Genomic DNA, 19,100 nt, shown 5'->3' on the forward strand with positions numbered 1-19,100 from the left:
GATCAGGAATCCTGATCCGGCCGGCCCCGGCCCCGCGGGCACCGGCTCGGTGCCGTCAGCCGCCGAAGACGCCGACTTCCCGCAGGGAGTAGCCCCACTCGGTGCCGCGCTCCAGCCCGTGGACACGCACATAGCGGGCCGGCACACCCGTGAACCGGGCCGTGTCCAGGCCGCCGTCACCGGTGGTCGTGGACCACACCGGCTGCCAGGCGGAGCCGTCGGTGGAGACCTCGATGCGGTAGGCCTTCCCGTACGCACGCTCCCAGTCGAGGGTGACGCGCTTGACGAGGCTCGTGGTCCCGAGGTCGATCCGCAGCCACTGGTCGTCGCTCCAGTCGCTCGCCCAGCGGGTGTCCGTGTCGCCGTCCACGGCCCTGCCCGGTGCGTAGCTCGTGAACGGATTCCACTCCGACGAACTGGCCGAGGCGGGTGCCCCGGCGGCGAGATCGGTTCCGGCCCTGTGGTCCTCGGACCCCTCCCACGTGGTCAGGTAGGACTCGGCGCCCCGGAAGAGGTCGTCGACCACGCCCTGCCCGGCGACGAGCCGTACGTCCTCCAGCCAGTCCGGAACGAGCCCGTAGTGGGCGGCGCCGTCGGTGTTGATGTCCCAGGTGCGCTCACCGGTGGTCTGCCTGTCGATGACGGCGCTCCCGTCGGCACTGCGGAAGGGATACCGCACGGGGTTCGCGGTGTCGGTGCCGCGCGGGGCCGGCCAGCCGCCGACACCGTTCATGTCCGTGCCGTAGCCGTACCCGACGCCGTACTTGTCGCGCAGTGCGTCCGTGCGGTCCGCCTCGGCGCCGAAGTCCTCCGCGCCGTGCATGTACTGGGCGATGAACCCACCGAGGCGGTATACCCGCTCGGTCCAGTTCAGGTCCATCCAGCTGTGGGACGACAGAACACCCGGGTACGACTCGGACTCGAGGATGTCGAGGGCCCGGCCGGTGGCCTTCACGCTCATGTGGTCGACCTCGAGCATCATCTTGCGCTTCATCATCCCGCGCACGGCGTACTCACCGAGTTCGGTGAGACCGCGGGTGTTGCACCGTGCGTCCGAGTCGTACGCCGGGACCTCGACGCCCTGCGGGAGTTCCGCCTCGGCGTTCGGCGCCGACGCGATGCCGATGGGGTTGTCGTGCTGAGGGCCCGTGCACTTCTCCGTCTTCCAGAAGGTGCCGGTCGACAGGAACTGGCCCACGTTGATGGCCGTGCCGAGGGCACCCTCGTCGAAACGTACGCCGCACAGGGCGTTGTCGAACTTGTGGCACAGGAACATGCTGCGCACGCCCAGCTTGTGCAGCTCGTCCAGGCCGCGGTCGATGTCGTCCCTGTCGCACTGCGCGATGTCGAGAATCTGCTTGCAGCCGAAGGGCTCCGACGTCTCGACCCCCAGGACGACGGCCAGCTTGCCCTGCCGTATCACCTCGCGCGCCTGGGCGCTGTCGGTGACGATCCTGAACCAGCCCTTGCCCGTGCCGCCGTACATCTTGTCGATGTAGGCCTGCATGTCGTACGTCTTCTGCGCCTGCAGGCGGATGGAGGTCATCTCGTCGCAGCTGCGGTCCTTGAAGAAGTAGACGGAGCAGATCACGCCGTTGGTGACGAGGTCGTTGACGAGCACGCGCTGACCCCCGCGCCAGGCCCGCTCGACCCAGGCGTAGTAGTTCTGCTGATGGGTCAGCGAGTCGTGGGCCGGCCAGTCCTTGAACGTCGGCCACCCGGTCGGATCGTGCTTGCCGTCACCGCCCTTGGTGATGAAGTCGAAGACCGCGAGCGAGCCGTCGGGGTAGTGCTCGGGACAGTCCTTGAGGGCGTCCGCGACCCCGAGCTCCGAGAACGGCTTGCCGCAGATGAGCCGGCCGCCGAAGGCCTCGTTGGACATCAGGTGGTTGTGGGCGTCGACGAATCCGCGCACTTCTCCCTGCGGGCCGGTCCCCGTGAAGGGCTCGCCCGTCACATTGATCCCGGAGTCCGGCGCGGGCCGCGCGGCCGGGATCCACCAGCCGGACTCGGCCGATGAGCCGGGCGCGGGGCCCAGCATCAAGGTCATTACGGCGAGGAGCACGGAGAGAACTGTGATGGACCTGCGTCTGCGGTGGGGGGATCGAGTCATGGTCATCACTCACGTCTGGGTGGTGGGCCGGTGGCGCGGTCGATGAGCCGGAGCAGGGGCCCGGACCGAGCTCCTTTTGTCATGAGCGCGCAAATGGTGGGACGAGAATCCCGACAGTCGCAACCGGAGTCAAGAGTCCGGGACGGATGACCTGATGTTGCGCACGGCAAGTCGCGGCCCCGCGTGCTGTACGAGTCCCGTACCTCCGCCGGCGACGGTGGTCAGCCGGTCAGGGGCTGCCACCGGTCTTCCTGCGCGGGGTCGAGTCTGCTGCCCCACACCAGCGCCCCACCGATCAGGCCGGGCCTGTCCCGCGTGGCCAGGGCCGGGGCTTCGAGCATGTCGGCAGCCTCTTCCAGGTAGGTGACCAGCGTGTCGAGTTCTTCGCCGGGGCCTTCGTCGCAGCGGGACCAGCGGCCCAGGTAACCGGTCGCGGCGTCCAGGTACAGGCCCGAAGTGCTGTCAGCCGCGCCGTGGGAGACAACCGGTATCCAGGTGGGCTTCCACACGGTGATCCGGTCGTCTTCGGAACGGTCGGCGTTGAGGTCGTCCTCGCGGGCCTGGGCGTCCATCATCAGCCGGTAGACGGCGGCCACGGCGTCCAGGGTCATCAGGGCTCTGTTGCTCGGAAGGCATCCCCAGCCACCGCCCCCGTCGTCGCCCGCCGTCAGCAGCCACAGGACGCGCAGCTCGACGGGGATCCGGATGCCGAGGTCCCGTTCCAGGGCGGCGATGGCGGCGGGGCCGGCGCCGGCGCGGAGCGCGGCGTAGGAGTCGGGGGCGTTGTGCTTGAGCCAGCCGGTGATGCGCCGCCAGGCATCGGCGACCTCCCGTACGGTGACCGCGGCGGTGGCAGGGTCGGCAGGCCGGTCCTGGTCTCGGCCCTGCTCCTGCTCCTGATCACGGGCGTCCGTGGAGGGCGCGGTGGAGGGGGCCGCTCTCAGGAACCGGATCTCGATCCGGTCCGGCTCGCGGATGTAGCCGACGGACAGGTCGGGGCAGTCATCGAACATGTCGCCGTCGACCGTCACGGTCAGGATGCCGGGCAGCCCCGAGGGCCGGCCCATGTCAGGGTCGTCGGCCAGCCGGCCGGCCAGGGCCTTCAGCGCATAGGGAACGCTTGCCCCCAACTGGGCGGCGATGTCGCGTACGTCCGGCTGGATTTCGACCTTCACAGCATGGTGCTCCTTGCTGGTCGGATGGAGGGCGGCACCCCTGGCAGGCGATGCCCCTGACACAGTAGGACGCCCGCGCTCACCGGCGGGTGGTGTGGGCGTCCTGTCGTGCGGAGGGTGTGGTCATCCACCGCTGGGCGCGGGCCGGTGAGCGATGGTGCACGCCTTCCACCCCGGCAGGGGTGTCGAGCGGCGCCACCGTTATGCGGAACACGCGGCTCCGGCCGCGTTTCTGGCGCTTCGCCGGACGGTGCCTCCTTGATGACGTGGCAGCCTCACGGCGCGGCGAGGGGGCGTCGATCACGAGCCGATCCTGCCTCGGGTCCGGTACCGGGTCCACGTCCGGTACCGGGTCCGCCTCCGGTACCGGCGGTCCCGGAGCGGCCTCCCCCAGAGCCTCCCTCAGGCGTCCTCCCGGAGGAAACGCTCCCGCGCCCGCAGCGCGATGCGCGGCATCAGCGGGGCGGCCGTCCTGCGGCGCACCGCGCCCTGCCACACGCCCCAGCCGTAGGCGAGGTCGTCGAGGCGGCGGACCACCGTGTGCGCGACCGGCCCGAGCGAGGAGCCCGAGCGGTGGTGGTCGGCCAGGCCCTCGACGAGGGCGGCGGCGGCCAGACCGTACCGCGCACGACGGCTCACGACGGCTGCGGCCACCGCGACCGGCCAGTGATGCCGGGTGGCGCAGCGCAGCAACTGCACGGCGGTGCCGCCCAGTGCGGCGAGGGACAGCAGGGTCCCCGCGCGGACGGGCGAGTCGGCGTCGGGCATGCGCCGCGCCAGCCGCCCCGCCGTCGTCCCGGTCAGCGCCGTGGCCAAGGCTGCCGGCAGAGGCCTGCCGGACAGCAGCAGCGCGCAGGCGGCCAGCGACCATGGCGCGGCGTACAACGGCGGTACCTGCCCGGGATGCCGCAGCGCGAGATCGGCGGCACCGGTGCCGTATCCCGCCCGCTGGGCGAGCCAGCTGCGCAGGTCCGTGCGGTGCCGGTGGCCCACACGTGACTCTGGTACGTACCGCAGCCGCCAGCCCGCCTCGTGCAGCCGCATGCACAGATCGACGTCCTCACCGACGCGCATGGCGGGAACGAAGCCCGCGCCGACCGCGGACCGGCGGACCACGATGGTGGCGCTGGGCACGTAGGACAGCGCGGACAGCGGCCTGACGGGTCCCTCCTTCGGCCCCATGTCGAGTGGGGAGCGCACTTCCTCGTACCGGTCCAGGAGGCGTGGTGCGCGCACGGGCAGCGCGACCACCCGGGGCGCGACGAGGGCGACCGCCGGATCGCTGAACTGGGCCAGCAGCGGCGCCAGCCAGCCCGGTTCCGGCACGATGTCGGAGTCGCAGAACGCCACGAACGGTGTGCGGGCGTGGCGCAGTCCGGTGTTGCGCGCCTCGGCGGGACCGAGGTTGCGCGGATGGACGAGCAGCCGCGCGCGGTGCCGACGCGCCGCCCGGGCGAGGGCCGCCGGGTCCCGGGAGCCGTCGTCCACCACCAGGACCGGCAAATCCGGGGCCGACGGGTCGGCGCGCAGCGCGGCCAGCAGCCGGTCCAGCTGGTCGGCACGGTCACGGACGGGGATCACGACCGTGGTGTCGCCGACCGGCGGCAGGAGGGGCCGCGGGTGCGCCACGCCGGTGTCCAGCAGCCTGCGGGCGAGGGCGGCGCCGGCCGGGTCGGTGACGGTGAGTCTGCCGTCGGGCAGCAGGCGGACCGCCCTGGTGCTCAGCCGCACCAGGCGGGGCGGCGAGCCGCCCAGCATGAGCCGTCCGTCGCGCGACCGGTGCGTGTCGGTGGCGAGTTCGACCACGAAGCCACGCGGCAGCGGAGCGTCCGGCGGAACCGGCACCGCGAGACACCGCGCCACCCCGTCCGGTGGTGGGGATTGCGGGGGAGCCCCGGCGGGTGATGCGGCCCGCGGCGTGCTTCCGCCCGGCGACATCGCCTCCGGCGGCGTGCCGACGGGTGACGGGTCGCCCGGTGGGGGCGTGCGTCTCGGTCGTCCGAACAGTCTCATGCGGTGACCCGTTTCTGAAGACTGAGCAGGAGTGAGCCCGTGCAGCCGCGCGCCCCGAACGGTCCTGGGCGCAATGGTCCCCGGCGTACTCGGCCCCGGGGCGGCGAGACGGATCCCGTCCGTGGTCCGGTCCCGGGAGGCCGGTTCCCTCGCGACCCTGCCGGACGGATACGGCCGGAGGCGACGGGGAGGCCCCGAACCATCACTCCGGTGGGGCGGGCCCCCGCAATCCCCCGGCTACCGCCGGGGGTGCCTCCAGGCGCCGTACCCGCCGTGCCGGATCGCACGATCACCGAAGCCCGAACAGCCCAGCACACCGCAAGCCCGCAAGCAGACCACCACGCGATCGAGTCAACCCGACCTCGTCCACATCCCCGGCAAGAAGCCATCAAGCCGTCAACCCCCCGTCCGCGCGGAGTACGGAGCCGGTGAGAGCGAAGGACTCGGCCGAGCAGGCCCAGGCCACCGCGGCGGCCACCTCCTCCGGCCGCAGTGGCCTTCCGACCAGGTGCCGGTCGGCCAGTTGCCCGGCGTCGGAAAGCCCGTACAGGTCCGCCGTGGCGTGCAGCATGTCCGTCTGTGTCGCGCCCGGGGACACCGCGAGCGCGTTCACGCCGGTGTCCCGCAGGTCGCAGGCGAGGCCGCGGAGCAGGCCGACCACCGCGTGCTTGGCCGCGCAGTAGGCCCCGAGCCCCCACAGTCCGCGGTGCGCGGCGGCCGAGGCGAGGGCGACGAACCTGCCGTGCCGGGGCCGTGGCCTGCGCAGCAGCGCGGGTACGGCGGCGCGCGCCAGGTTCGCCACGCCCATGAGGTCGATGTCGAGCAGGGTCCGCCACTGGGCGTCGGTGTGCTCCCACACCGGGCCCCCGCCGAGTATCACGGCCGCCGCGCCCACGGCCGCGTCGAGTCCGCCGAACGCGGACTCGGCCGTCTCCACGGCGGTGTGCAGCGCCGCCGCGTCCCTCACGTCCGCGCGGAGAGCCAGTACATCGGGGAACTCCTCCTCCAGAGCGGCCAGTTCGTCGGGTGTGGCCAGCGGATACGGCACGCCCGGCTCGTCGGCGCAGCGGTCCACGGCGACGACGGCCCAGCCGTCCCCGGCCAGTCGCCGTACGGTCGCGGCCCCGATTCCGCGCGCGGCACCGGTGACGACGGCGACCCTCCGGCCGGTCATCGCCGCGCCCCCGTCCGGGCGGTGACTTGCCGCCCGGACGGCCGGCCGAGCCGTCCGCGCCCGGAGATCCGCCAGGCGCGGATGTCGTCGGCGAGGCGGTCCGCCATCCGGCCGAGCAGTTCCTCGCCCTCGTCCGCCCCGGCCCCGGCCGGGTCGCCGAGGACACCGCACGGGCTGACGCCCCGGACGGACTCGGTGACCAGCCGGTCCATCAGCCGGTGAACCGGGTCGGTCGGCCCGGCGACGGCCCGTCCGACGCGTACGGTCCCGTGCCGCAGCCGCAGCATCATGGAGGTCTCGGCGCGGCCCGCGTGCGCGTCGGCACCGGGCGGGGCGCAGGGCCACCAGGCCACGTCGCGGCCCTCCTCGCGAAGCCCGGCCACCGCTCCGGCCAGGCTCGCCAGGTTGCCGCCGTGGCCGTTCACCACCAGCAGGCGGCCCGCCCAGCGCAGTGCCGAGCGGCCGATCTCCGTGATCAGCAGCCGCAGCGCGGCGTGACCGATGGACACCGTGCCGGGGAAGCCCTCGTGCTCGCCGCTCGCGCCGTAGGACTGCTCGGGGGCGACGACCAGGTCCATCTCCTCCCCGAGCCGGGCGGCTGCCCGCCCGGCGACGGCTGAGGCCACCTCGGTGTCGGTGTGCAGCGGGAGGTGCGGGCCGTGCTGTTCGCAGGACCCGAGCGGCAGCAGCACCAGCGGCCGGCGGTCCGTCAGGTCGGGCCAGGCGAGGTCCGCGAGAACGGCCGCCGGGACGAGTCGCTCGCGCGTGTCCGCCGCGGGACCGGGCCGGCTGTGGCCGGGGCGGCGTTGACCGGGGGCGGCGTCCATGTCAGACCGCGCCCAGATCCCGGGTGAACCCCGGGGGGACGAGCACGTCGTCGCGGGTCAGTTCCCGGACGGACGAGCGGCCCAGCCCCAGCAGGGCGGAGTCGATGCCGCCGCGCAGAATTTCGAGGACGTTCTCCACGCCGCTCTGCCCGCCCGCCGCCAGGCCCCAGAGGTAGGCGCGGCCGATCATCACCGCCTTCGCGCCGAGTGCCAGCGCCTTGACGACGTCGCTGCCCCTGCGGACGCCCCCGTCGAGCAGGACGTCGATCCGGTCGCCCACCGCGTCCGCGACGGCCGGCAGGGCACGGATCGGGGCCGGGGTCGTGTCCAGGTTGTTCCCGCCGTGGTTGGACACCGAGATCGCGGTGACCCCGGCGTCCACCGCGCGCCGGGCGTCGTCGACCCGGCACACGCCCTTCAGCAGGAACGGCCCGTCCCACTGCTCGCGCAGCCAGCGCACGTCCTCCCAGGAGGGCGGCGGGGTCTGCATCCACTCGCCGTAGGCGCCGAAGAAGGTGGGCGCGTCCTTCCCCGGATCGGCGAGGTTGGGCGTCGTCAGGTCCGGCAGGCGCCGGGACCTGGCGAAGTCCAGCAGCCAGCGCGGCCGCAGCAGTGCCTCGGGCGCGAACCGTGCCATCGCCCTGAGGTCGAGCCGCTCCGGGATCGCGGGACTGCCCCAGTCGCGGCCGTGCGAGAACGACCAGTCGAGGGTGACGATCAGTCCTCTGGCCCCGGCCGTGCGGGCGTGCTCCATCCGGCGCAGCATCGCGTCCTTGCTGCCCATCCAGTACATCTGGAAGAACGTCAGCGGGTTGGCCGCGACCACCTCCTCCAGCGGTTTACTGGCGAAGGAGCTGAGCCCCATCGCCGTTCCCCGGGCCGCGGCCGCGCGGGCCACCGCGACCTCGCCGTCGGGATGCACCGCCTGTACGCCGGTCGGGGAGATGAGCACGGGCAGCGAGATCTGCTCGCCCATGACCGTCGTCGCCTGGTCCCGCTTGCCGGACAGGCCGGCGACGTGCGGAGCGAATCCCAGTTCGGTGAACGCCTTGGTGTTGTCGTCGTAGGACACGCCGCGTTCCGAGCCGGCGAGCAACGCGCTGTACACGGACTTCGGCAGCCGCTTCCCGGCCAGTCGCTGGGCCTCCGCCACGGTTTCGAACCATCCGCTCATGACCATCCTTCTTCCTCGTTCTCACTCGTCCGCGACGCACGTTCTCCTCGGCGGCCCGTCACTTCGGCTCCAGCCCGGCCAGCGGGCTCTCGTCGCAGAGGCGGTCAGGACGGCTCACCCGCACGGCGGGCATGCCGAGCGGCACGGTCCGGTGCGAGTGGTCGTTGCCCTGCCGCGGCAGCCCTGCGCGGTCCGCGGACCGCAGTGCCGCCTCGCCGTGGCCCTTGACGCATTCCGGGTCCGGGCCGTCCAGGGGCAGACCCGTGAAGAACTTCGCGGCCATGCAGCCGCCCTGGCAGACGTCGTACGCCGAGCAGCCCGCGCAGGCACCTGCGGAGGAGGGCCGGCGGAGATCCGCGAAGAGCTCCGAGTCCCGCCAGACCCGCTCGAAACCTCCCGGCGCACGGACGGTGCCCGCCCTGAAGGCGTCGTGGATCGCGAACGGGCAGGCGTAGACGTCGCCCACCGGGTCGATGAGGCACACCACCCGTCCCGCCCCGCACAGGTTCAGGCCGGGGATCGGTGCCGGGCCCAGTGCGTTGAGGTGGAAGAACGAGTCCCCGGTGAGTATGCGGTCGCCGTGCCCGACGAGCCAGTTGTAGATCTCGTGCTGCTGCCCCGCGGTGGGATGCAGTTCGTCCCACACGTCGGCGCCACGACCGGACGGCCGCAGCCGGGTGATGCGCAGCTGAGCCCCGTAGCGGTCGGCGATGGCCGCGAAGTCGTCCAGCTGTGACACATTCTGACGGGTCATCACTACGGAGATCTTGAAACCGGTGAAGCCGGCGGCGGCGAGATTCTCCATGGCGCGCACCGCCATGTCGTACGAACCGGCGCCGCGGACCGCGTCGTTGACCTCCCGGGTCGCTCCGTCGAGGGAGATCTGCACGTCGACGTAGTCGGTCGCGGCCAGCCGGCGTGCCCGCCCGGGCGTCAGCCGCAGCCCGTTCGTGGAGAACTTCACCCCGACCTGGTGGTCCACCGCGTAGTCCAGCAGCTCCCAGAAGTCCGGGCGCACCGTCGGCTCTCCGCCGCCGACATTGACGTAGAACACCTGCATCCGCCGGAGTTCGTCGATCACGGACTTCATCTCGCCGGTGGACAGCTCCCGGGGGTCACGCCGCCCGGAAGAGGACAGGCAGTGGGCGCAGGACAGGTTGCACGCGTACGTCCACTCCCAGGTCAGGCAGATCGGGGCGTTCAGGCCTCCTTTGAACTGTTCGACGAGCGCGGGCACGGGCTCGGCCCGCGTGGAGTCGCTGAGGGTGGTCGTCATCGCCGCACTCCGGTTCCGCTTCACAGGGGGACGATCATTTCGGTGGCGGCCAGCGAGGCCAGCGCGCGCAGGAGGGCCGCCCGCCGGACGCCGGGGACGCCGGCCAGGGCGTCCCCGGCGCTGGGGTGCCGTTCCAGTCCCCGGACGAGATCGACCAGTCCGGGCGCCTTCAGGAACGACAGCCGGCGGGTGCCGAAGTGGTAGGCGAGCGCGCCGAACGGTTCGGGACGCAGCGCGACGCAGGGGTTCAGCCGGTAGGCCCGGGTCACGTCGAACGCCAGGGCCGACGGGGCCGCAGGGGAGAACGGGGCGGGGCTGTCGGCGGGCATCAGTAGACGCCGCACATGCCGTCGATGGAGACCTCTTCCACGAGGACTTCCTCGGTGAGGTCCTCGGCCGTGACGGTCTGGGGGGTGTCGATGTGCCGCTCGACGTCACGGATTTCGTCTCGCATGGCGAACCTCCTGTTGGGTGGGGGAGTTGAGAGGGGCGGTCCTCGGCAGCGCGGCGACCGCTCCGGTAACGACGTTAGGGCGGGCCGCTCACGTGTCTCGCCATGCTTCCGGCCGCACTCGCCCTGTCCGGTCGGACAGGTGCGCCACCGCCGCGGCGCGGTCCGGCGCACGCCCCTGTCCGATCGGACAGGGGGCTGCCCGTCCGTTCGCGCCCGGCTGCCGCCCGGGTGATCGGTATCGCCGCGCGGCCCGGTCGGCGGAGGGTGAGACACGCCACGAACGCCCGGCACGTCCGTGATCCATCCGGACATCTGCGCCGCCGGCAAAGAAGCAGTCGCCGCAGTACGCGCGGCCCACCGCGCGGAGAGGACAGTCGCGATCATGCAGGTCGAAGAACTACTCAAGCCGTTTCCGATCAAGGAGTTCCACCCCTTCCCCCGGGCTCTGATGGGCCCGGGCGCGCACGAGCTGATCGGTCCCGAGGCCAAGAAACTCGGCTTCCGGCGCACGCTGGTGATGACCACGGGGCTGCGCGGCAGCGACACCGTGCACAGGATCGTCGAGTCGATGAAGTACCACGGGCTCGAGGTGGTCCTTTACGACAAGGTGGAGTCGAATCCCAAGGACTACAACGTCATGGACGCCGTGGCGCTGTACCAGGAGAACAAGTGCGACTCCTTCGTGTCCATCGGCGGCGGCTCCGCGCACGACGCCTGCAAGGGCGCCCGGATCTCGGTGGCGCACGACGGCCGCAACGTCAATGACTTCGAGGGCTTCAACAAGTCGGAGAACCCGAAGAACCCGCCCCACATCGCCGTCTCCACCACGGCCGGCACCGGCTCGGAGACCTCGTGGGCGTACGTCATCACGGACACCACCACCGACCCGGACAACCCGCACAAGTACGTCGCATTCGACGACGCGTCCGTGGCCTCGCTCGCCATCGACGACCCTACGCTGTACTACGACTGCCCGCTGGACTACACCGCGCAGTGCGGCTTCGACGTACTCGCGCACGCCTCCGAACCGTATGTGTCACGGCTCAACTTTCAGCCGTCCCTGGGCAATTCACTCCAGGCCATCAAGCTGACCGCACGTCACCTGCGCCAGGCGGTGTGGAACGGCCAGGACCTGGCCGGCCGTGAGGGCATGATGTACGCGCAGTACATCGCGGCGCAGGCGTTCAACTCCGGCGGCCTCGGCATCATCCACTCCATCTCGCACGCGGTCAGCGCGTTCTACGACACCCACCACGGCCTCAACAACGCCATCGCGCTGCCCCGGGTCTGGGCGTTCAACATGCCCGCCCAGTACGAGCGGTTCGCCGACATCGCCGAGGCGATGGGGGTGGACACGCACGGCATGACGAAGGTCCGGGCCGCCGAGGCCGCGCTCGCGGCGGGAATCCGGCTGCTGCGCGACGTCGGCATTCCGGAGAAGTTCACCGACGTCCGGCAGGACACCTACTCCAAGAACCGGCTCGGCCAGGGCCCGACGAAGTTCTACGAGCGGGCCGGGGAGATCAGGGGCGACGCCGCGGACGTCGACCGGATCACCCACCACGTCCTCGGTGACGCCTGCACGCCCGGCAACGCCAAGGAGTGCACGTTCGAGACCGTCCGGCCCGTGGTCGAGCACTGCATGACCGGCGACCTGGACGACCTGCTCGGCTGAGCGATCCGCGCGGGGTGGGGGCGGAGCCGCCGCCCCCACCCCGACTCCCGCACTTCTTCCACGGAGGAGCCGTGCCGCACACGCACACCCCGACCCACCCCGACGACCCCCAGGACACAGCACGGCAGGAGCCACGCCAGGAGCAATCGAAGGAGCGACAGCAGCAGCCACAGCAGGAGTTCGCCTCGGTCGACGAGGTTGCCGAGCGGTTCGCCGAGCACGGCTACATCACCGACCGCCGGCTCGCCACGACCGTCTTCCTGCTCACCCGTCTGGACAAGCCGGTGCTGCTGGAGGGCCCGGCCGGGGTCGGCAAGACCGAGCTGGCGAAGACGCTCGCGGCCGCGACCGGGCGCCGGCTGCTGCGCCTTCAGTGCTACGAGGGCCAGGACGAGAGCCGGGCGCTGTACGAGTGGGACTACGGCAAGCAGCTGCTGTACACGCAGATGCTGCGGGACAAGATCGGCGACCTCACCGCCGACGCTCCCGACCTGGGCGCGGCCGTGCGGCGGATCGAGGAACAGGACAGCGTGTTCTTCTCCGACCGCTTCCTCGCCCCGAGGCCGCTGCTGGACGCGGTGCGCGGCGAGCAGCCGGCGGTGCTGCTGATCGACGAGGTCGACCGGGCCGACGAGGCGCTCGAGGCGGTCCTGCTCGAGTGCCTGGCCGAGTACCAGGTGTCCGTGCCCGAGGTGGGTACGTACACCGCGAAGATCCCGCCCTACGTGGTTCTCACCTCCAACAACACCCGTGACCTGTCCGCCGCGGTCAAGCGCCGCTGCCTGCACCTGTTCCTGGACTACCCGGACGCGGAGCGCGAGCTGGAGATCCTGCGCTCCAAGGAGACCGGGCTGTCCGAGGCGACCGCCCGCCACCTGGTGTCGGTGGTGCGCGGGCTGCGGGAGCTGCCGCTGCGCAAGAGCCCGAGCATCTCCGAGACCGTCGACTGGGCCCGTACCCTCGCCGTGCTGGGCGTGGAGGAACTCGATCCGGAGGTGCTCGCCGACACGGCCAACGTCGTCCTCAAGTACGAGCGGGACCTGCACCGCGCGCTGGACGTGCTGCCGGGCCTGGTCGACCCCAACCGCACGCTGCCCGAGCCCGGCCCCCACCGCGGCGGACACACCCACGACGGACACACCCACGACGGACACGGTCATGGCCGGCACGGTCACGACCACCACAGCCACCACCACGACCATGACGCCGGCCACGACGCCGGCCACACACCGCAGGGCGGTTCCGAAGGGCCGGACGGCCCCGACGGGCGTGCCGTGCGGGCGGACAAGGACCGGCAGGGCCGCCACGACGAGGGCTACTACGGCGCACCCGGGCCGGGCCCCACGCACCGCGCCACCCCCGGCGCCGGCCAGGGAGCCCGCTCCTTCGCCGCGATCGCCCGGCGCCGAACCGACTGACAGGGGTGGGGCGAATGGAAGCCGGAGTGCACCGCTTCGTCCGCATCCTGCGGCTGTACGGACTGAGGGTGTCGGTGTCGGAGACCATGGACGCCATGCGCGGCGCCGCCCAGCCCGGCATGCTGGGCGGGCCCGGAACCCTGCGCGAGGCGCTGCGCATGACGCTGGTGAAGGACCGGCGCGACCACGCGCTGTTCGACGAGCTGTTCACCGCCTTCTTCTCCCTGAGCCCGGTGGGCGGCCGGTCCGGAGGCCATGGCCACAGCCATGAGCACGACGATCTGGCCGACACCGGCGAACTGGAGTCGTTCACCGTCTCCGAGGAGCCCTCGCAGACCCCTCAGCAGGGCCACAGCCACGGCAAGCCCGCCGACATCCGTGACTTCTTCGACCAGCAGGACCTGGCGCAGCAGTACAACCTGCACCAGGAGGCCAACAAGATCGACCTGGCCTCGATGACCGACGAGATCGTCCTGTCCGAGGACGGCGGCGCCGGCGACCGCGACCGCGGTCCGTCCGTCCAGCTGGAGACGGAGCGGCTGCACGCTCCCGGGGCGCCCGGAGAGCTGGCGGCGGCGACGGGACAGCGGGTCGGCACGGAGCTGAGCGTCGCGGAGCACCACGTCCCGCCCGGCCGGCCGCCGGACGGCTCCGGCGATTCCGGGGACCCCGGCGAAGATCCCGAACACGCCGCGCTGCGCCGCCGCCTGGCGGGGATCATCGGCGAACTGCCCGAACTGCTGGCCCGGCACCTCGACCGGCTGGCCGAACTCCGGTCGGTGGCCGTGGAGTCCGCCGCGACAGCCGAACGGGCCCGGGCCGAGGCCGTCGACGAGGACGAGCGGACGCAGCTGGAGGAGACGCTGCGCCGGGTGGGCCGCTCCCTGGAAGGGGCGCTGACCAGCCGCAGGCGCGCCACCCCGCGCGGCCGCGTCCACCCCGGCCGCACCATGCGCCGCAACATGCGTTACGACGGCGTACCGTTCCGGCCTGTCACGGTCACCCGCGCCGAGGACAGGCCCCGGCTGGTCGTCCTGGTGGACGTCTCCCTGTCGGTGCGGTCCGCCGCGCGGTTCACCCTGCATCTGGTGCACGGCCTGCAGTCCCTGTTCGGACAGGTCCGCACGTTCGCCTTCGTCGACGAGCCTGCCGAGATCACCGAGCTGTTCACCGAGCACCCGCTGGAGCGGGCGCTGGGGCTGGTCTTCGACGGGCTGCCGTCCGGCGGCCTGCTCGACGTGGACGCCAACTCCGACTACGGGCGGATGTTCGAGCTCCTGCTGGACGAGCACGCCTCCGCGCTGGGCAGGCGTACGACCCTGCTCGTCCTGGGGGACGGCCGCGGAAACGGCAACGCCCCCGGCGTGGCGGCGTTCGAGGACATCACGCGCAGGGTGCGGGAGACCGTCTGGCTGACGCCCGAACCGCGCTACTCGTGGGGACTGGGCGGCTGCGACCTGCCGCGCTACGCGGAGTACTGCGACCGCGTCCAGGTCGTCTCCGACCTCGCAGGGCTGCGGCGCACCGCCGACCGGATGGCGACGGAGGCGACCGGGCGATGAACGTCCCCAGCCTCCGCATCGCCGTCGCCGCACGCCGCATCGACCCGCTGGCCGAGAACCCGCCCGGCCGGTACGCGGACGCCCTGGTCGGTGTCGTCCGGGAGAGCCGCCTCGGCGGCGTCCCGGCGCCCCGGCCGATCGTCAGGACCGAGCACTTCAGCCTGCGCCGGCGCGGCCGGCGCGTCGAACTGGGCCACTGGCTGCGCCCCGAGCAGTTGGACAACGACCTGGCCGGGCTGCTCGCCGAGGAGCTGTTCGCGCCCGGATGGCTGACCGGCAGCGACATCTTCGAGCGGGTCTTCACCGGTGTGGTGCGCTCGTGCGTGGACGGCCCGGTGCCCGCCTGGACCACCTTCTACGACAACACCCTGGCCCGGATACGGGAATGCTGGCGCACGCCCGGTCCGGCCGCGCATTCGTCGATCGCCGGGTTCGCGCCGGTGTACCGCAGGACCCTGGAACTGGCCGGCGCGGGCACCGTGCTCGACGTGGGCTCGTGCTTCGGCTTCCTGCCCCTGATGCTCGCCGAGAACGGCGGCAGGGCGAACCTCCCGGGCACCGACCGGGACAGGCCGCGGGGCGCCGTGATCGCCTCGGACCTCTCGCCGGGCACCATGCGGCTGCTCGCCACGGTGGCCCGCGCCCGCGGCTCGCGCCTGTCCACACTGGCCTGCGACGCCGCACGGGTGCCGCTCCCGGACCGCTCCGTGGACACCGTCACAGTCATCCACGTACTGGAGCACCTCGACCCCGCGCACGGCGACGCCGTCGTGGCGGAGGCGCTCCGCCTCGCCCGGCGGCGGATCGTGGTGGCGGTCCCCTACGAGGACGAACCGACCGCGGCGTACGGGCATGTGCGGTGCTTCGGCCCCGACCAGCTCGCCGCACTGGGCAGGCGCGCCGGCCTGCCGTTCACCGTCACCTCGTACCACGGCGGCTGGCTGGTCCTCGACCTCGCCTGACGCCCCGGCGCCGCCCTGCCCGGACGGACCCGGAGGGCCTGGGCCGGCGGTGACGGCGCCCGCCGCCCGGTGGTCCGCCCGGTGGTCCGTCAGGCGGGCGCGGGGCGGGTGCCGCCGGTGCCTTCGACGCCGTCGCCCGCGTCGCCCGGGTCACCGCCGCCGTCCTCCGCGTCGCCCGGGTCACCGCCGATGCCCGCGGTGGTGAGCAGGTGCGAGAACAGGGCGAGAGCGTCACGAGTGGACTTCTCGGAGGGGTCTGCCAGCGTGGCGAGGGTCAGCCCGTCGAAGACCGCCACCAGGAGCGTGGCCAGGGCGGGCGAACCTCCGGGCAGGGACTCGTCCGCGTAGCGTTCCCACGGCTTCAGCCCTGCTCGGGCAGTGTCCCGGTAGGCCGCGTACTGATCGCGTGCGAGTGCCCGGTGCGGGGCGTTTCTGAGTGCGTAGGTCGTGAGCTCGAAGTACGCGAGCTGGCGGCTCGGTGCCATCGAGGTGAGAGCCGCGAAGGTGTCGAGGAGCCGGCCGCCGGTGTCCGTGCCCGATCCGTGCCGGGACAGGTTTTCCCGCATCTCCGCCAGCAGTGCGTGGATGACCGCCTGGATCAGGTCGTCCTTGTCCGCGAACCAGTAGTGAACGGTTCCGAGGGGCAGGCCCGCTTCCTCGGCGATGCGGCGGGTCGTCGCCGCCGCGACACCGTCCCGTTCGACCACGGCCACCGCCGCCTCGATCAGGGCGCTGCGGGCGGACTCACCCCGGGGCCGCTTCCTCCGTGACTTCTCCATCCCGGTCATCCTTCCACAGCCCGGTGCCCGGCCGGCCTGCACCCAGGAACTGAGCGGACGCTTGACTTGGTCATGTGACCAAATTAGGCTCGCGCCACCTTGCAACAGGGAGGCGCCCATGACCACCACGCCCGCCGGCCCCACCCCCCGCGACGGGGATCTGCCCGTCGCGATCATCGGAGCCGGCCCCGCGGGACTGTCGGCCGCACGCGCGCTGCGACGGCTGGACATCCCCTACGTCCAGTTCGAACGCCACAGCGACGTGGGCGGCATCTGGGACATCGACAACCCCGGCACGCCCATGTACCGCTCGGCCCACTTCATTTCGTCCCGCGACAAGTCGGGCTTCTTCGACCACCCGATGCCGGAGGACTTCGCCGACTACCCCAGCCGCGAACAGATCCTGCGGTACACCCGCACGTTCGCCGACGAGTTCGGCCTGCGGCGCGGCATCCGCTTCAACACCCCCGTCACCGCTGTGGAGCAGGCCGCGGACGGCACCTGGACGGTGCGCACCGAGAACGGCGAGAGCCGCGCCGCAGCCGTCATATGTGCCACCGGTGTGACCTGGGACCCACAGATGCCGCAGGTCCCGGGCACGTTCGACGGACAGGTCATCCACTCGGTCGCCTACCGCGATCCGGATCTCTTCGCCGGCAAACGCGCACTGATAGTCGGCCTGGGCAACTCCGGAGCCGACATCGCCTGCGACGCCGCGGCGAACGCCGACGCGGCGTTCATCAGCACCCGGCGCGGCTACCACTTCGTTCCCAAGCACACCTTCGGACGGCCCTCGGACCAGACGGAGTGGCTGCCCATCTGGGCGGAGCGCCTCTTCTACGGAGTCGTCCGGCGCGTGATGATCGGCGACGTGACCCGCTGGGGCCTCCAGCGCCCCGACCACCGCCTGTTCGAGTCGCACCCGCTGCTCAACACGCAGCTGCTCCATCACCTCCAGCACGGCGACATCGCGGCCAAGCCCGGAATCGACCGCTTCGACCGACGTGAGGTCGTCTTCACCGACGGTTCCCGCGAACAGGTCGACCTCGTCGTCTTCGCCACCGGTTACCGCATGAGCATCCCCTACGCGCCCTCCGACCACTTCGTCTGGAAGGGCGGCCGTCCCCAGATGTACCTCACGGCCTTCAGCCGGGAACGACACAACCTCTTCGGACTCGGCTACCTGGAGGTCAACTCCAGCGCCTACACGCTCTTCGACCACATCGCCAACCTCATCGCCCAGTACCTGGACGACCAGCGCCACCGGCCCGAGCGCGCCGAGCGTTTCCGGCGGATCATCCGCTCCGACCGCCCCGACCTCTCCGGCGGCATCCGCTTCATCGGCTCGGACCGTCATGCTTCCTACGTCGAGGTGCGCGCCTACAAGAAGCACCTCCGCGCGCTCACCAGGCGCATGGGCTGGACCGGGCTCACCCCGGGGATGTTCGACGCCGCGCGCACCGGCGCCCACGGAAGGGCACTCGCCGATGACAGGCACTGAACCGGCCCGCCTCGCCCTGGTGACCGGTGCCGGAGGCGGCATCGGACTGGGTGTGACGCGCATGCTGGCCGCGCGCGGTCATCAGCTGCTCACCGTGGAACTGAACGACGAACTGGCGTCGGCGGCCGCGGCGGCGGCCGGCGGGGAGGCACTGCCGGTCGCCTGCGACGCCCGTGACCGGCGGGACGTCGCGGCGCTGTGCGACCGCATCCGGGGGGAATGGGCCGAACGGCTCGACGTCATCGTCTGCAATGCCGGTGTCATCGTCCCCGGCAATGTCGTCGACACGGGTCCGGACGACCTGACGGCGCAGTTGGAGGTCATGCTGACGAGCACGATCCAGCTCGTCGCCGCCGCAGCCGACGTCATGAAGAGGCGCCGTTCGGGACACATCCTGGCGACGGTATCGATGGGAGGAGTCCTCGCCCTGCCCGGCTCTGCCGGCTACTCCGCCGCCAAGTCGGGCCTCAGAGCCTTCCTCGCGGCCCTGTCCGCCGAACTGCGCGGGTCGGGAGTGGCGGTGAGCGGGATATACCCGAGCGGCGTGGACACCCGCATGCTCGAACACGAGGCACGCAACGGGGGAAGCATGCTCAACTTCGTGGGCAAGGTCCTCTCGGTGGACGATGTCGTACGCGGATACGAACAGGCACTGCGCACCCGCCGTCTCGAGATCTTCCTGCCGTACGGCGACAGCCTCGTGTCCCGGCTGATGGCGGTCTCACCCGGACTGTCCAACCGGGCGATTCCGCTCCTGGAACGGATCGGACGGCGGGGACACGCGCGCTATCTGGCGCGAAAGGACCGGCCCGTCCCGTGAGCCCGGAGGCGGACCCCGGAGGCGGACCCTAGATCACGCCCAGTTTGCTGGCCTCGTACACGACCTCCGCACGACTGCCGGCGTCCAGCTTGCGCATGATGTTGCGGACGTGGAACTTCACCGTCGTCTCCGAGATGTAGAGTTCCCCGCCGATCTCCCGGTTGCTCAGGCCCCGGG

Annotated in this window: 17 protein-coding genes; 6 read left to right on the forward strand and 11 right to left on the reverse strand. The window is 71.9% G+C overall.

Translation table 11 applies throughout. The annotated features are described in order from the left end of the window. Positions 1-55: 55 nt before the first annotated feature. From GUY61_RS17835 to mftA, 9 genes are all read right to left on the reverse strand, one after another. A complete protein-coding gene (locus GUY61_RS17835) occupies positions 56-2,113 on the reverse strand; it encodes a discoidin domain-containing protein (protein WP_166631173.1) in 2,058 nt (685 codons plus the stop codon). Between the two features lie 221 nt (positions 2,114-2,334). After that, a complete protein-coding gene (locus GUY61_RS17840) occupies positions 2,335-3,288 on the reverse strand; it encodes an SMI1/KNR4 family protein (RefSeq protein WP_166631174.1) in 954 nt (317 codons plus the stop codon). Positions 3,289-3,690: 402 nt separating this feature from the next. Next, positions 3,691-5,133 (reverse strand): mycofactocin biosynthesis glycosyltransferase MftF, encoded by a 1,443-nt coding sequence (gene mftF, locus GUY61_RS17845; protein WP_313896719.1) that lies wholly within the window; start codon positions 5,131-5,133, stop codon positions 3,691-3,693. A gap of 556 nt (positions 5,134-5,689) precedes the next feature. Beyond that, positions 5,690-6,475 (reverse strand): mycofactocin-coupled SDR family oxidoreductase, encoded by a 786-nt coding sequence (locus GUY61_RS17850; RefSeq protein WP_166631175.1) that lies wholly within the window; start codon positions 6,473-6,475, stop codon positions 5,690-5,692. After that, the gene (mftE, locus tag GUY61_RS17855; RefSeq protein WP_166631176.1) at positions 6,472-7,302 is read right to left on the reverse strand and encodes a mycofactocin biosynthesis peptidyl-dipeptidase MftE; all 831 of its coding nucleotides are present in this window, start codon (positions 7,300-7,302) and stop codon (positions 6,472-6,474) included. Before mftE ends, GUY61_RS17850 begins: the two co-directional genes overlap by 4 nt. 1 nt (position 7,303) lies before the next feature. Continuing rightward, a complete protein-coding gene (gene mftD, locus GUY61_RS17860; RefSeq protein ID WP_208106127.1) occupies positions 7,304-8,476 on the reverse strand; it encodes a pre-mycofactocin synthase MftD in 1,173 nt (390 codons plus the stop codon). A gap of 58 nt (positions 8,477-8,534) precedes the next feature. After that, entirely contained in the window at positions 8,535-9,752 is a 1,218-nt protein-coding gene (gene mftC, locus GUY61_RS17865) for a mycofactocin radical SAM maturase (RefSeq protein WP_166631178.1), read from the reverse strand. Positions 9,753-9,772: 20 nt separating this feature from the next. Continuing rightward, positions 9,773-10,081, reverse strand: a complete 309-nt coding sequence (mftB, locus tag GUY61_RS17870) for a mycofactocin biosynthesis chaperone MftB (RefSeq protein ID WP_166631179.1) — start codon at positions 10,079-10,081, stop codon at positions 9,773-9,775. Next, entirely contained in the window at positions 10,081-10,206 is a 126-nt protein-coding gene (mftA, locus tag GUY61_RS17875; RefSeq protein ID WP_208106128.1) for a mycofactocin precursor MftA, read from the reverse strand. Before mftA ends, mftB begins: the two co-directional genes overlap by 1 nt. A 382-nt stretch (positions 10,207-10,588) precedes the next feature. On the opposite strand from mftA, the gene mdo reads away from it, so the two are divergent. The 4 genes from mdo (at position 10,589) to mftM (ending at position 15,823) form a co-directional block, all read left to right on the forward strand. After that, positions 10,589-11,881 (forward strand): NDMA-dependent methanol dehydrogenase, encoded by a 1,293-nt coding sequence (gene mdo / locus GUY61_RS17880; protein ID WP_166631180.1) that lies wholly within the window; start codon positions 10,589-10,591, stop codon positions 11,879-11,881. A 71-nt stretch (positions 11,882-11,952) separates the two neighbouring features. Next, entirely contained in the window at positions 11,953-13,299 is a 1,347-nt protein-coding gene (locus tag GUY61_RS17885; RefSeq protein ID WP_166631181.1) for a MoxR family ATPase, read from the forward strand. A gap of 14 nt (positions 13,300-13,313) precedes the next feature. After that, complete coding sequence (locus tag GUY61_RS17890; protein WP_166631182.1) at positions 13,314-14,861, forward strand: VWA domain-containing protein; 1,548 nt, start codon at positions 13,314-13,316, stop codon at positions 14,859-14,861. Further along, positions 14,858-15,823: a mycofactocin oligosaccharide methyltransferase MftM gene (mftM, locus tag GUY61_RS17895; protein WP_166631183.1), complete on the forward strand. Its 966-nt coding sequence runs from the start codon at positions 14,858-14,860 to the stop codon at positions 15,821-15,823. Before GUY61_RS17890 ends, mftM begins: the two co-directional genes overlap by 4 nt. An 89-nt stretch (positions 15,824-15,912) precedes the next feature. Here the strand turns inward: mftM and GUY61_RS17900 are convergent, their stop codons facing one another. Then, complete coding sequence (locus tag GUY61_RS17900; protein ID WP_166631184.1) at positions 15,913-16,602, reverse strand: TetR/AcrR family transcriptional regulator; 690 nt, start codon at positions 16,600-16,602, stop codon at positions 15,913-15,915. Positions 16,603-16,720: 118 nt separating this feature from the next. On the opposite strand from GUY61_RS17900, the gene GUY61_RS17905 reads away from it, so the two are divergent. Both GUY61_RS17905 and GUY61_RS17910 read left to right on the forward strand, forming a co-directional pair. After that, entirely contained in the window at positions 16,721-18,103 is a 1,383-nt protein-coding gene (locus GUY61_RS17905; RefSeq protein ID WP_166631185.1) for an NAD(P)/FAD-dependent oxidoreductase, read from the forward strand. Then, positions 18,090-18,923 (forward strand): SDR family oxidoreductase, encoded by an 834-nt coding sequence (locus tag GUY61_RS17910; protein ID WP_166631186.1) that lies wholly within the window; start codon positions 18,090-18,092, stop codon positions 18,921-18,923. Before GUY61_RS17905 ends, GUY61_RS17910 begins: the two co-directional genes overlap by 14 nt. A 28-nt stretch (positions 18,924-18,951) precedes the next feature. On the opposite strand, the gene GUY61_RS17915 is transcribed toward GUY61_RS17910, so the two are convergent. After that, a complete protein-coding gene (locus GUY61_RS17915; protein WP_279576818.1) occupies positions 18,952-19,092 on the reverse strand; it encodes a LuxR C-terminal-related transcriptional regulator in 141 nt (46 codons plus the stop codon). Positions 19,093-19,100: the final 8 nt, after the last annotated feature.

This window comes from Streptomyces sp. GC420, from assembly GCF_009916105.1.
In the GTDB taxonomy this organism is placed as follows: Bacteria; Actinomycetota; Actinomycetes; order Streptomycetales; family Streptomycetaceae; genus Streptomyces.

Bases quoted from the DNA above. Each gene is read 5' to 3' on its own strand.
- GUY61_RS17835 (WP_166631173.1), bottom strand. From the start codon at position 2,113: ATGACTCGATCCCCCCACCGCAGACGCAGGTCCATCACAGTTCTCTCC.
- GUY61_RS17850 (WP_166631175.1), bottom strand. From the start codon at position 6,475: ATGACCGGCCGGAGGGTCGCCGTCGTCACCGGTGCCGCGCGCGGAATC.
- mftE (WP_166631176.1), bottom strand. From the start codon at position 7,302: ATGGACGCCGCCCCCGGTCAACGCCGCCCCGGCCACAGCCGGCCCGGT.
- mftD (WP_208106127.1), bottom strand. From the start codon at position 8,476: ATGAGCGGATGGTTCGAAACCGTGGCGGAGGCCCAGCGACTGGCCGGG.
- mftC (WP_166631178.1), bottom strand. From the start codon at position 9,752: ATGACGACCACCCTCAGCGACTCCACGCGGGCCGAGCCCGTGCCCGCG.
- mftB (WP_166631179.1), bottom strand. From the start codon at position 10,081: ATGCCCGCCGACAGCCCCGCCCCGTTCTCCCCTGCGGCCCCGTCGGCC.
- mftA (WP_208106128.1), bottom strand. From the start codon at position 10,206: ATGCGAGACGAAATCCGTGACGTCGAGCGGCACATCGACACCCCCCAG.
- mdo (WP_166631180.1), top strand. From the start codon at position 10,589: ATGCAGGTCGAAGAACTACTCAAGCCGTTTCCGATCAAGGAGTTCCAC.
- GUY61_RS17890 (WP_166631182.1), top strand. From the start codon at position 13,314: ATGGAAGCCGGAGTGCACCGCTTCGTCCGCATCCTGCGGCTGTACGGA.
- mftM (WP_166631183.1), top strand. From the start codon at position 14,858: ATGAACGTCCCCAGCCTCCGCATCGCCGTCGCCGCACGCCGCATCGAC.
- GUY61_RS17900 (WP_166631184.1), bottom strand. From the start codon at position 16,602: ATGGAGAAGTCACGGAGGAAGCGGCCCCGGGGTGAGTCCGCCCGCAGC.
- GUY61_RS17905 (WP_166631185.1), top strand. From the start codon at position 16,721: ATGACCACCACGCCCGCCGGCCCCACCCCCCGCGACGGGGATCTGCCC.
- GUY61_RS17910 (WP_166631186.1), top strand. From the start codon at position 18,090: ATGACAGGCACTGAACCGGCCCGCCTCGCCCTGGTGACCGGTGCCGGA.